The sequence below is a fragment of the Gimesia benthica genome, from assembly GCF_009720525.1.
GTDB classification, from domain to species: domain Bacteria; phylum Planctomycetota; class Planctomycetia; order Planctomycetales; family Planctomycetaceae; genus Gimesia; species Gimesia benthica.
The window spans coordinates 3,259,105-3,271,079 of record NZ_CP043930.1 but is presented as its reverse complement, the minus strand read 5'-3'; the positions used below and the strand labels follow the sequence as shown (position 1 = coordinate 3,271,079).

Below are 11,975 nucleotides of genomic sequence, written 5' to 3'. Positions count from 1 at the left end.
TAGTAGCTGTCCGCTCCCAATTCGAACAGGCAAAAGATGATGTTAGAGCATTTAACGACCGAACAACGCAACCCGGCATCCGACAGGATTGATGCCATGAGCAGTCTGGAAATCGTGCAGCTGATGAATGCTGAAGATGCCGGTGTGGCTGCAGCCGTCGCCAAAGAATCGGAAACGATTGCAGCTGCCGTCGATCTGATTGCCGAAGCGTTTCGACGGGGAGGTCGACTGGTTTACATCGGCGCAGGAACCTCGGGGCGACTGGGAGTGCTGGATGCCAGTGAGTGTCCACCTACGTTTAACAGTCCACCCGAACAGGTGGTCGGCTTAATCGCGGGGGGACGAACTGCACTGACGAATGCCGTCGAAGGGGCCGAAGATCATCCCGAGTTTGCGATTGCCGATCTGGAGGAACTGGGGCTCAGTCAGGATGATGTCCTGGTTGGAATCGCCACCAGTGGACGCACGCCGTATGTGATTGCCGCTCTGCAATACGCGCGAGAGCAGGGGGCCGCTGCCATCGCGTTTACCTGTAATCAGGAGAATCAACTGGCGGATGTGGCCGATCTTACCATCTGTCCGGTAGTCGGTCCGGAAGTCGTTACCGGTTCCACGCGTCTCAAGGCGGGGACGGCAACCAAAATGGTGTTGAACATGTTGACGACCGGAGCCATGGTGCGGATTGGAAAAACGTATGGCAACCTGATGGTCGATCTGCGGGCCACGAACAAGAAACTGATCGACCGCTCCATTCGAATATTGATCGCGTTTACCGATCTTCCGCGTGACGAAGCCGAGACGGTGCTGGAAGCCTGCCATGGCGAGTTGAAAACCGCGATCGTGAGCGTGAAACGGAATGTGTCTCCCGAACGTGCGGAGGAACTGCTCAAGCAGGCGGGCGGTCATCTGCGGCGGGTACTGGATGCAGCCGAGTGAACTTGAGTCCGTCGCTGGCAGGGCAAATCCCCTCTGAGGAATTCACGGTATGACCGGATTACAGTCCCGACAACTGGTACTGGGCATCGACGGTGGTGGCACCAAAACCGCGGCAACTCTGGCTGTAGTTTCTGACGATCAGAATTTTCACGTCGTTGGACGGGGCACGGCGGGGGCTTCCAATCTGAACGTGGTGGGCCTGGATGCGGCTGCCGGTGAATTGCAACGGGCGGTCGAGCGGGCCTTTCAGTCTGCTGGCGCAGAACCGCACATAGTGTCTGTACTCTGTATGGGCATGGCGGGAGCGGGACGACCAGCCGAGCAGCATGCCTGGGCGGAATGGGCGATGCAGAATCAGATCGCGGAGGAAGTGGTCGTGGTCACCGATGCCGAGACGGTATTGGCAGCGGGAACTCCGGCAGGAACCGGTGTGGCATTGATTGCGGGAACCGGTTCGCTGGCTTTCGGGAAAGGGGCCGACGGTACTCAGACGCGCGCCGGGGGCTGGGGATATCTGTTGGGGGATGAAGGGAGTGGCTATCAACTGGCGATCGCGGCGATCAAGGCGATCCTGCGGGCGGTTGACGGACGGGGGCCGGAGACAGTTCTACAGTCACGATTTCTCAAGGCCTTGAATTTGAATGCACCCGAGGAGCTGATCGGTTATCTCTACCAGGACCCGGGAGACCGCGGTCGGATCGCCCGGCTGTCAGGTTTTGTGTTTGAAGCCGCTATGGATGAGGATGCGGTGGCCCGTTCGATTGTGGATCAGGGCGCGCAGGAACTGTCTGAGCTGGTACTGGCGGTGGCGCAGCGGTTGCATTTCAAAGCAGACGCCTATGCACTGGCGCTGACCGGTGGGATATTGTTGCATCAACGCGATTACCGGGTCTCTCTGCTCGAACGCCTGGCAGAGCAGCAACTGGCTCCCGCAACCATCGAGTGCGTTGAAGATCCGAGCGTAGGGGCTGTGCGGATTGCCGTCCGACTGCTGGGATAATTCGTATGGCTCTGGCTAATCTTCCGGGAACTGATCGGGTATCTGCAGCTGTTTTACCGAGTAGGGGGAGCATTGCTGTTTCCAGCCGCCGTCGATGGTGACGGAGGTTCCGGTGAGATAGCTGGCGTCTTCTCCGGCCAGCATGACAATGCTGTGGGCGATTTCCCGCGGATGTGCCCAGCGTCGTAAAGGAATCATGTCTTCGGAAGCCTGGCGGATTTTCGTGGCGGTGGCCTGCTGGTCAACGGCGATATCCTGTCCCATCGCCGTGTCGATCGCGCCGGGATTGACGCTGAGCACCCGAATGCCCGCGGGGCCGTAGAGCGTGGCCAGTTCATAGGTCAACGAATCGAGGGCCCCTTTGGCTGCGACGTAAGCCGGGCTGATACCGGCTGCCATCTGAGACTGGATGCTGGAGACGTTGATAATCACTCCCTCTCCGCGGGCTTCCATGTGGGCTGCACACCACCGTGAGAGAAACGCGGGGGCGGTCAGGCAGACACGCAGGGTCTGTTCCCAGCTGGCGAGTTCGATCTTCCGCATGGTGGTGATTTCCCGCCAGGCGGCATTATTGACCAGCACATCAATGCGTCCCCAGGCGGAGATACATTGTTCGACGGCAGATTCTGCATACGCCAGATCTGCGAGGTCACCGGTGCAGATCATATATTGACGGCCTGCATCCTCGATGCGTTTGGTGATGGGGTTGAGGTCCTCCGAGGGGAGGGCAAGCAGGACGCAGTCGTAGCCCCGTTCGGCAAAGCGGACGGCGGTTTCACCGCCGATGCCTCCCGCGGCTCCTGTGATCATGGCAACCGGTTGCGGGTTCATGGCGAGTTCCTTTCCGTCTCTGGTTGTGATTGCTGAGGTTTCAAAGCGCTGTGGCATGCTTCAACTGGCGCTGTGATCGGTTTCGAGGATTACCACCAGCCATTCGTTCTGCTTCACATAGGGGAGCGTGCGGATTCCCAGAACCACGCCGGTCTGACTGGCTTTGATGCTGGTGACTTCATCTCCCAGCGGCGAGCAGATGGTTCCCAGTGTGTCTCCTGCCTGAACGGTATCCATTAACTGGATCGCTGGTTCAAAAAAGCCCGACACGGGGGCACTGTTATGCAGTTGCAGGTGGCCACTCTGATCGCGGTTGTCTTCGATCTCGTACTGGATTGGCTGTTCGGGAACGGGTTCGTTCCGCATGCCGAGGGCAGACATTACTTGTAGACAGCCGGAGGCATAACCGGAGACGGCGGTGGCGTTGCACTGGCTGCCGCCTCCCCATTCGGCGTAGATCGCAGGCACATTCGCGTCGCGAGCGGCAGACAGGGAGCGTCCTTCCAGCGTGGCGGTCGTGCCCCAGACAACGGGGAGTCCGAAAGCGCGGGCCATCGTGCGTTGCGTTTCCAGGATGGCTGGATCGGAGTGCAGACAGTAGCCGGAGAAGGGGGCCAGGTCAGAAATCACGCCTCCCGTGTGCAGGTCGATCAGATAATCGGCTGACTGAATCAGCTGCGTGGCCTGATGGGCAATCTGCTCGGTGATGGAACCGTCGAGCGCGCCGGGAAAAGTGCGGGCCAGGTCCAGTTCATCCGGACCACAGCGCTGGCAGCGTTCGTATGCGGGTTGATTCAGTACCGGCACCAGCGTGACTTTGCCGCTGAATTCAGCGGGTTTGATCAGCGTGATCAGTTTGCGAATGGCGGCCATGGGTTCGTATTCATCGCCGTGTACGCCGCCGAGGATCAGCAGATGCGGTCCGGGTTGCTGGCCTGTGATGACAGTCGATTCAATGGGAGGCAAACTCGACATGGGGGTTACTTCAAGTGAGAGTGAGTTCGAGTGGTGAGCGCCAGGATCAGGAATTTGGTTCGGTCTTCCAATCAATTTTGGCCGTGGAACGCAGTTTCTGCAGCGTCTGATCGTAGAGTTCGTGGGAGAGCGTCTGAAAGAGTTCGCCGCGCACGTCTTCCAGACTGAATTGGCCAGGGTGTTTCTTATTCAGCGTGATGAGGTGCATGCCAAAGGGGGACTGGAAGGGGTCACTGATTTCACCCTCTTTGAGGGGGAAGACCTGTCTGGTGAAGACCAGCGGCATTTTTCCCCGATACGCGGAGGTGACCAGTTTGCCTCCCTCTGTTTTGCTGGGGGCCTGCGAATGCCGGGCGGCGGCTTCGGCGAAGGTCAGCTTGCCGGACTGGATCTGCTTCCGCAGATCCAGCAGTTTCTGTTTCGCTTGATCGATTTCAGTGGCGGAAGCGTCGGGGGAGAGTTTCAGAAGAATCTGACTGGCTTCGACGCGGGTGCCATCCAGCTCTTCACGATGAGCGTTGAAATAGGCCTGCATTTTCTCCGGCGTGATTTCCTGTCGGGCATAGAGATTCCAGGCCAGCGGCAGGGCGATCGCGGCGCGGAGCTTTTCGGGAGTGAAGCCCATTTTTCCGAGTACCTGCTGGGGATTATCGCCTTTCTTGCGGATGAAGTTCTCGACTTTGACAACACTTTCATCCAACTGTTTCGGCGGGACCTCGATTTTCTGCGCTTTCAGAAATTCCTGGATCAGACGTTGATTGACCAGCTGCTCCAGCAGTTGCTGACGGAGAGCCGGCGGTGCGTCGGTGATGCCACGTGAGAGCAGGGCAAATGAGAGGTCGCCCTCGGTCACTGGCTGGCCATTGACGGTCGCGAGTACCTCTTCGGCTGCTGCAGCGCGAAGCGGTTGTCCTGCGGAGAGGCCCAGAAGAGCCAGGCAGAGGAGGTATGTGAACGAGTGACGGCGCGGCGATGACATCGTGATTGCTTCCTGCAAAGGGCGAAACGAACTCAGATCGAAGAAGATTCCGGAGGGGAATCGCCTCAGTGAAACGAGTGTGGTGAGGATATTATTGCATTTTCGAACCACGCTGTCAGTGTGAATCGGGCGGCGAAAATTATGAAAATCAAAGTTGGACTCCTGAAGTCAACTGTCTAAAATCAAGTCAACCTGAAGCAGCAGAGGAGTTCATTGGATTTTTCCGGCTGTGTGGGGCACTCAATTCCATACTCATTTCTTTTTTACTCTTGAACAAGGGGCCCGCGCATGTGGTCAATCCTGGCTCAGAAAACGTCGACGGTTTCCGAAGATCCTGTGACAAAGGCAAATGAACTCTGGCATACAGTCAAAACATTCCTGGCGACCCAGGGGCTGCAGTTCGCCATTAATGTGGTTGTGGCGCTGGCGATCTTTCTGGTAGGTAAATGGATTGCCAATATTTTGAGCCGGTTCTGTAATCGTCTGATGAAGCAGGCGAAGGTCGATGAGACACTGGCCCGGTTTCTGTCGAATATTGTTTACTCGATTCTGCTGGTCATCGTCGTTCTGGCGGCGCTGTCGGAGCTGGGGATTAACACAACCTCTCTGGCGGCGGTTCTGGCTGCAGCCGGTTTTGCGGTGGGGATGGCCTTCCAGGGAACGTTGAGTAATTTTTCATCGGGTGTGATGCTGATCCTGTTCAAGCCGTTTCGGGTGGGGGATTACATTGAAGCGGCGGGGACGGCGGGCGTGGTCGAGGAGATTCAGATCTTTACCACATCGATGCGCACCGGGGATAACATTGCGATTGTCGTGCCCAACAGTCATATCACGTCTGGCAACATTCGCAACTTCTCCATCAAGGAGAATCGCCGCATCGATCTGGTGATCGGGTGTGGCTATGACGATGACCTCAAAGCGGTCAAATCATTTCTGGAAGAAGTCGTGAACGGGGATGAGCGGGTTCTGGCTGATCCTGCACCGGTGATTGCCGTCAATGAACTGGCTGACAGCAGTGTCAATTTCGTCGTGCGTCCCTGGGTCAAAAATGCGGATTACTGGGCCACCCGCTGGGATCTGACCGAACGGATCAAGCTCGGCTTCGATGAGCGTGGCTTTACGATTCCTTATCCCAGCCGGGATGTGCATCTTTATAATGAGAGTGCCGTCAGCGCGGAGTCGTGAGGCGATTGTGGTCATTCATCCGGGGGCTAAGCCAGTTGCAGAATTCGTTTTATTGATTTTGCGGCTGCCCCGGAAATCAGCCGGTTTTCTAAAACAGGCCCCACTGAAGTTCCGTGGTTGGCGTAGTAAATCCATGGTTTAAGAAATGCGGCTGAAGGCTGTCTTTCTGTGGTTCGGATTCCGGCTCCAGGTACGCTTTATAGAGGGCTCGTCCGGTCGTAGCGATTGTGCGTGTACAAAATGACTTGGATATCCACTTTTAATGGTTATACCTCCACACTTCAGTTCAAACTTCCTTTATATTTAAATAACCTGATAATTGGTGGAATTACTTACCCTTTCTTTGAAATTTTTCAATTTCTCAAGTGTTGTTGAGCGCAACTCGTTAGTTCACAAATAATACCCGGTTGATCATGCGTGGTAGTTTTCAACTCAAGCAGGCCCGAGTTGTCTTCTATGTGGTCAGCCGGGTCTGTTTGTTCAGTTGTCGCACTTGGGACCCTTCCTGAGTTTTATATCTGAGACTCCAGCTCGAAAATTCCGCAGATGAAAAAATGAATACCTTCTTTTTGGTTCGCGTTTGTAATTACGAAAAGATTCCGTATTATATAAATTTACTGCGGCAGGACGATTCAGAAACCTGCATCAAGTGCTCTCCAGAATCGCCAGTCTGGTCAGAGCCCGATCTCACTTATAGTAATGATTACCGAGTGATATTTAGATTCATTTCGACGACCCGTCGTTGTACATTCCATTTCTTCCTTAATACGTAGAGTGACTATGCAATCCCCACACCGACCGAGCTTGTTACGAAAAATGAACGTTCGTAAGGTTTTGGAAGTTATCCAGAGCCAGGGAACATTAACTCGCGCTGATGTCATGCGTTGTTCTGGAATCAGTGCTCCTACTGTTTCCAAGGCCGTGAGTGCCCTGCTGGATGCGGGGTTGCTTGAGGAACGTGAGACAGCGGAATTTTCGGTGGGTCGTCCCGGCAAGCTGCTACAGTTACCGCGCTTCAGTGCCCAGGTGATTGGCGTGGTTCTGGACTGGGACTATTGTTCGATCGTTGCCTCCGGGCTGGATGGTTTTCTGCACGAAGAAAAGCTCGATCAGTTCAAAACCCCTTCGTCATATGAAGATCTGATTAATATCATTTCCCAGAAAATCATGGACCTGGTCAAGAAGGAAGAAATTCCTGCCCTGGGTGTCGGGATCACTGTGCCCGGTCTGGTTAACAGCAATGATGGTCGTATCTTCCTCGCGTCGAACCTGCACATTGTAGACGGACAGGCACCCGCCGTGGATATTGCTGCGAAGACCAACCTGGAATGCATCCTGGTGCAGAAATCCACCTCGTTGTGTCTCTCCGAAAAAACTTATGGTGCCGGCCAGGATCTGGAAGACTTCATCAGCCTCGACGTGACATCCGGTTTCGGTATGGGTGCCTTTACTGGCGGTCAGCTGCTGGATGGTCAACATGGTCTGGCGGGAGAAATCGCCCACATCACCGTCGAGCCCCAGGGAGGACGTGTTTGTGGTTGCGGTAACCTGGGCTGCCTGGAAACCGTCGCGACCGACATGGCTTTGACTCATTATGTTTCGAAGCGGGTTGGCAAAGAACTCGACTTTGATGCGATCAAAGAACTCGTGAAGCAGGGCGAGCTCGATATTACACCGGAACTGGATCGCACGATCGAGTTCCTGGGAATCGGGGTGGCTGCCGCGATCAACATTTTCAATCCCTCGAATATCTTCATCACCTCGCGGCTGTTTGATCTGCAGGACGATGTCTTCGGCAGAATGTGTGATCTGGCCAAGAATCGGGCTTTGAAACCTTCTTCCAGCTCCTGCGAGATTGAACGCTCAAAAGGCAACAAGTATCTGGGCGCTGTAGCCGGAATTATTAACCATCTGGCAAACGGCCTGGGACCGCGGTTGACCTAGAGTTGTGTCGAACCGCTGCGGAAGGCGCTGATCAGGAAGGGAACAGGGGTATGTCACCCTCGGCAGACGATCTGGCCCGGGAAGCGATTCGCGAATTCCAGCACCTGCTCGCGCAGTCGTTACGTAAAATCCGTCACTGTCTGGGCCAGTTGAAGCAGGAGCAGATCTGGTGGCGTCCGGAGCCGGGGCTCAACAGTATCGGAAACCTGATACTGCATCTGTCCGGGAATCTCAATCAATGGGCGGTGGCCGGCATTACCGGAGCCCATGATGAGCGGCAGCGGGAAGCCGAGTTTCAGGCCGAACAGAGCCACAATCGCGACGAACTGTTGTCTCTACTGGAACAGAGCGTAGAACGTGCGTGTGCGGTCTTTCAGTCGCTGTCTGCCGCTGACTTACTGGAGTCGCGGACGATCCAGGGCTTTTCCGTCTCCGTGCTGGGAGCCATTGCACATACGGTGCCTCATTTTGTCGGGCATACGCACCAGATCATTTATCTGACCCGGCTGCAGCTGGGAGAAACATACCAGTTCGACTGGTCTCCCGATGCAGAGCGAAACGGTGTGCCGATTTGAACCATGCGAAAACTGATTCAGAACGTGCCCGGTTTATTTTTTGGTAACCTTTAACACGCTACAATACCTGCTGACTGTCAGTATGTTGTTATCTGATCCGGGGTAAGGTTGTCATGTCTCGTAAGGCGAAGCGAGCGCGAAAAAACACATCGAAACGGGAAACTGCTCAGGTTGAGAAGCGGGCTGCTGTCTCGAGTGTTCCTGGCAGCAGTCAGGCGTTAACGGAACCATCGCCGGGGATTTCACGCCACACCTGGCTGTTTCTCTCTCTGCTGCTGATCTGGTCATTTCTCGTCTCCTGCTTTCCGATGCGGAACATGGATATCTGGTGGCACCTGAGAACCGGAGAGCTGATTCTGGAGCGGGGGACCGTTCCTTATTTCGACTGGTTTACGTTCGTGGACTCTGATCGGCCCTGGATCGACATGCACTGGGGCTTCCAGTTGCTGGTAACATGGCTGTATCACTGGGGCGGCGTCAATTTACTGATCCTGAGCAAAGCCTTCTGCCTGGCGTTGACGGTCGGGCTGGGCTGGTTTGCCGGTGGTCGGTTTTTGCCCCCCTGGGGGAAAGCATTGCTGTGGATTCTGCCGGTGATCTGTCTTTCCGGTCGTTCGGTCGTGCGTCCGGAAATGCTTTCGCTGGTCTATCTGGCAGCCTGGATGCTGGTTTTGAACCGGGCTGCGGCGCGTCCCCAACTGTTGTGGCTGATTCCGTTGCTGGCGTTCCTCTGGGTCAACAGTCATGCGCTGTTTGTACTGGGGCTGGTCGTCAGCGTGTTGTGGGTGATCGATCATGTGGTGCGCATCTGGGCGCGGGGGCGCTTTGGGTTGGAGCCGGCTGCGACGGAGCTGACTGGTGTGATGTTGATTCGCATCGCCGTGCTGACGGGAATTGCCTGCTTTCTGAATCCCTACTTCGAGCAGGGAGTGCTATTCCCCCTGACGCTGTATGAAAAGTTTTCGGTGGACCAGGCCTTCTATTCGGTACGCATCGGTGAATTCCAGCCGCCCCTGGATTTTATCAGACAGCATGGACTGAAGAATTTATTTCTGGCATCACAGGTGTTACTGGGAGTATTGACGCTGGTCAGTTTCATTCCGCTGCTGATCAACAGACGGATCAACGTGTTTCGGTTATTGGTATTTGCTGCGTTCACACACCTGGCTTTCAAGGCCTCGCGGAACACCAGCATCTTTGCGCTGATCTCGGGGATCGTACTCTGTGACAATCTTTCGGACTGCTCCCGTTTTGGGATTGCTCTCTTCGGGAAGCCGGCGTCTGGCACTGCTGAGGGAACGCGTCAGCTATCTCGTGGATCGCTTGTTTCTGCGGGGATATTTCTGTTCCTGTTTATCAGCCTGTTTACCGGGTACTGGCATGCGTGGGGTGGTGAAGGGAAACGACTGGCGCTGGGAGAGGCGGAAGCCTGGTATGCGCATGGTGCCTCGAAGTTTGCAGGACAACCGGGAATGCCGGACCGTGCCTATATTTCGAATATGGGACAGGCGGCGGTCTACATTTATCATAACGGGCCCGAGAAGCGAGTGTTCTTTGACGGACGTCTGGAGGTCAACAGCCAGCAGACGTTTGAATGGTACGAGCAGATCAAACAGCAGATGATGCAGGGGAGTACCGACTGGGCCTATTTATTACAGGATGATAATGGCCAGTTACCGGCGGTGATTCTCGACAGTCGCTATTCCCGGAATGAAATCATGGGAATGGCCGCGAATCCGGGCTGGATGCTTGTGTTTGCCGACCAGGCGGCTGCGGTCTTCCTCGATCGACAGACTGCGGAGCGATTGAAATTACAGCCCGCGGATCCCAGTCCCCTGGCTTATCCTCCCGGCATGAAAGTCCGCGAGTAAGCACACCTGAATACCCGTCTGTTTTCTGTTCCAGGAAAAACTGAGGGACGTCCGGGATGATGCTTGCAAATCGATGTGACTCAGGGGACATTAGACGAAATGAACAATGCTTTTCGTCAACAATACTGACGCGTTGACACTCCAGAGAACCTTTACGCAGGGGAAACATCATGAAATATCCGAAGATCAGCTATCAACTGATCCGCCTGGCAGCAGTCTGTCTGTTGCTGCAGGCAACTACGCTTTTATCCGCTCAGGAAGCGGAACAAAAGACGCATCAGGCGCCGCTGTCCAAGATGGAATTGCAGACCGGCGATTCCATTGTCTTCCTGGGAGACAGTATTACGCACCAGTGCCTCTACACCCAGTATGTTGAAGATTTCTTTTACACCCGTTATCCGAAAATGCGTCTGAAGTTTCATAATGCAGGCGTGGGTGGCGCAAAGGCCTGGGATGCCCTGGCTCGTTTTGACCGGGACGTCGCCGCCTATCATCCCAAGTATGTGACCGTGCTGCTGGGAATGAACGACGGCCGCTATCAGCCCTTCAATGATGAGATTTTCAAGACCTACTACGATGACATGAAAGAGCTGATCAGCAAGATCGAAGGCATTGGTGCGACTCCGATCCTGATGACGCCAACCATGTTCGACGCCCGGGCGGCCCGCATGGGAAAACGCCCGCGGGATCCGGCTTCGGTAGAGCTGTATAACTCGGTTCTGGCGTACTATGGAACCTGGCTGCGTGAAGTTGCTGCCGAATCCGGTTTCGGGTTTGTGGACATGTACGGACCGTTGAATAACATCACGATTGCGGAACGTCAGAAAAATCCTCAGTTCACGATCATCAGGGACGCCGTGCATCCCGATGCGCCAGGGCAGGTGGTGATGGCGTTTGCCCTGCTGTCTGACATGAACGTGCAACGACAGGTTTCGCGGATCACCGTCAGTAAAAAAGCCAACGGTGAGGCCACCTCGACAGCGCGTGGCGGTAAGCTGTCTGATCTGAAATATTCAGACGACGGCGTCTCCTTCACCTGGCTGGCTGACAGCCTGCCCTGGGTAGTGCCTGCTGAAGCGAAGCTGGGCGCAGAGTTGACGAAACTGGGGCATCGCATGAGTCAGGAATCGCTGTCGATCCATGACCTGCCCCCCGGCCGGTATGAACTGTCTATCGATGGGGAAGTCGTGGGACAATACTCCAACACGACCCTGGCCCGGCATGTAGAACTGCAGGGAAATCCAAAGACGCCTCAGTACCAGCAGGCGATGCAGGTCGCGTTGTTGAACAAGGAACGCAATGACGGCCCCGTAAAAGACAAACGTAACAGCTGGCGTGCATTTCAGTCATACGCGCGGATGAAGCGGGAACTGGACGCACAGGGGGATCAGAAGGACCCGAAAAAGGTGGCTGCTGTGGCACAGCTGGAGAAACGTCTGGCCGACCAGGATCGCGTGATCCAGGAGAGCGAAGCAGCTGCGAAAGCCCTGGAAGATAAGATCTATGAGATCAATCAGCCTGAGGCCCGGAAGTATGTCCTGAAGAAGGTGACCGCTGCTAAGAAAAAGTAAGCGACGCTGACATCAGAACTTGATTCGAGATGTTATAAAACAACAGGCAGCCCGGGTTTGAAACCCGGACTGCCTGTTTTATTTTGTACGGTTGCGGTTCTGGATACC

At 55.3% G+C, this 11,975-nt stretch carries 10 protein-coding genes; 7 read left to right on the top strand and 3 right to left on the bottom strand.

The window, feature by feature from the left end:
* The first annotated feature begins 39 nt into the window (after positions 1-39).
* On the top strand, positions 40-936 hold the full coding sequence (gene murQ, locus F1728_RS12390; RefSeq protein ID WP_155367379.1) for an N-acetylmuramic acid 6-phosphate etherase: 897 nt from the start codon (positions 40-42) through the stop codon (positions 934-936).
* Between the two features lie 49 nt (positions 937-985).
* Positions 986-1,936, top strand: coding sequence for an N-acetylglucosamine kinase (locus tag F1728_RS12385; RefSeq protein WP_155364365.1), 951 nt, complete (start codon positions 986-988; stop codon positions 1,934-1,936).
* Positions 1,937-1,951: 15 nt separating this feature from the next.
* On the opposite strand, the gene F1728_RS12380 is transcribed toward F1728_RS12385, so the two are convergent.
* The 3 genes from F1728_RS12380 to F1728_RS12370 are packed head-to-tail and all read right to left on the bottom strand — an operon-like array spanning position 1,952 to position 4,721.
* A complete protein-coding gene (locus F1728_RS12380; protein WP_155364364.1) occupies positions 1,952-2,767 on the bottom strand; it encodes an SDR family NAD(P)-dependent oxidoreductase in 816 nt (271 codons plus the stop codon).
* A 60-nt stretch (positions 2,768-2,827) separates the two neighbouring features.
* Positions 2,828-3,742, bottom strand: coding sequence for a succinylglutamate desuccinylase/aspartoacylase family protein (locus tag F1728_RS12375; RefSeq protein ID WP_155364363.1), 915 nt, complete (start codon positions 3,740-3,742; stop codon positions 2,828-2,830).
* A 46-nt stretch (positions 3,743-3,788) separates the two neighbouring features.
* Positions 3,789-4,721: a peptidylprolyl isomerase gene (locus tag F1728_RS12370; protein ID WP_155364362.1), complete on the bottom strand. Its 933-nt coding sequence runs from the start codon at positions 4,719-4,721 to the stop codon at positions 3,789-3,791.
* Between the two features lie 288 nt (positions 4,722-5,009).
* Here F1728_RS12370 and F1728_RS12365 point away from each other — a divergent pair, with 288 nt between their 5' ends.
* The 5 genes from F1728_RS12365 (at position 5,010) to F1728_RS12345 (ending at position 11,867) form a co-directional block, all read left to right on the top strand.
* On the top strand, positions 5,010-5,906 hold the full coding sequence (locus F1728_RS12365) for a mechanosensitive ion channel family protein (protein ID WP_155364361.1): 897 nt from the start codon (positions 5,010-5,012) through the stop codon (positions 5,904-5,906).
* Positions 5,907-6,722: 816 nt separating this feature from the next.
* Positions 6,723-7,850, top strand: a complete 1,128-nt coding sequence (locus F1728_RS12360) for an ROK family transcriptional regulator (RefSeq protein WP_194242792.1) — start codon at positions 6,723-6,725, stop codon at positions 7,848-7,850.
* Positions 7,851-7,900: 50 nt separating this feature from the next.
* Entirely contained in the window at positions 7,901-8,425 is a 525-nt protein-coding gene (locus F1728_RS12355; RefSeq protein ID WP_155364359.1) for a DUF1572 family protein, read from the top strand.
* A 113-nt stretch (positions 8,426-8,538) separates the two neighbouring features.
* Positions 8,539-10,296 carry a hypothetical protein gene (locus tag F1728_RS12350; RefSeq protein WP_155364358.1) on the top strand — a complete coding sequence of 586 codons (1,758 nt, stop codon included), beginning with the start codon at positions 8,539-8,541 and terminating at the stop codon, positions 10,294-10,296.
* A gap of 170 nt (positions 10,297-10,466) precedes the next feature.
* Complete coding sequence (locus tag F1728_RS12345; protein ID WP_155364357.1) at positions 10,467-11,867, top strand: SGNH/GDSL hydrolase family protein; 1,401 nt, start codon at positions 10,467-10,469, stop codon at positions 11,865-11,867.
* Positions 11,868-11,975: the final 108 nt, after the last annotated feature.